This window comes from Acinetobacter sp. NBRC 110496 (assembly GCF_000876115.1).
Classification (GTDB): Bacteria; Pseudomonadota; Gammaproteobacteria; order Pseudomonadales; family Moraxellaceae; genus Acinetobacter.
In genome coordinates this window covers 1-848 of record NZ_BBTF01000149.1, presented here as the reverse complement: position 1 = coordinate 848, position 848 = coordinate 1, and the positions used below count along the sequence as shown (strand labels likewise).

1 protein-coding gene is annotated in these 848 nt (G+C 38.2%); it reads right to left on the bottom strand.

All coding sequences use genetic code 11. The annotated features are described in order from the left end of the window. Positions 1-794: MFS transporter (locus Aba26S_RS20980; RefSeq protein WP_043975201.1), on the bottom strand; the 794-nt coding region annotated here is incomplete at its 3' end. Positions 795-848 lie beyond the last annotated feature (54 nt).

Sequence of the window (848 nt, the reverse complement as noted above, 5' to 3'; positions counted from 1 at the left end):
GATAACATTGATCCAAGACCAAATAAACCAAATGCCCATGTCGTTGCATTTTCAGTAAGTTTAAATGTCGATTGAACCAGTACAACAGTATTTACAATCACAACCGCACTCGCCGAAGCAATTGCTAGATTTAGAGCAAGCAACGCCTTGAGTCTTGGAGTATTAAAATAAATTTTAGCTCCCTGCTTTATACGACTATAAACACCTCTAAATTCAGGCACTGTGGCAACTGGTAATTTTGCACTTACCACAAACAAAGCAGAACCGATAAAACCTAATACTGTTCCTAAAAACAGATTATGATAGCTCATGACAGTGAGTAAGAAACCTGCCAGCATTGGACTGATAATATTTTCCAAATCATAGGCTAAGCGAGACAATGACAAAGCATTGGTATAGTCTTTTTCTTCAGGAAGAACATCTGGAATCATTGCCTGAAATGTTGGTGTAAATGCAGCAGAAGCAGATTGCAAAATAAAAATGAGAATATAAATTTGCCAAATTTGCGTCACAAACGGTAGACACAATGCTGTTAATGCTCGAATAACATCTAGTCCAACCAATACTTGTTTTCTTGGTAATCTCTCAGCAAATGCAGATGCTATAGGTGCTACGCCGATATAAGCAATCATCTTAATTGCCAATGCAATACCGAGAACTTGAGCTGCTTCCCCCTTTGCAATATCGTATGCCTGTAAAGCTAGGGCAATTGTGATTAACCCCGTTCCGATTAGTGCAATTACTTGGGCCAAAAACAAATGCCGATATGTTGTGTTTTTTAGTACGTCTAGCATCTTATGGATTCCTTTTAGAACCTGACTTCTTTAGCAATTGAATCTCCTTGGAAT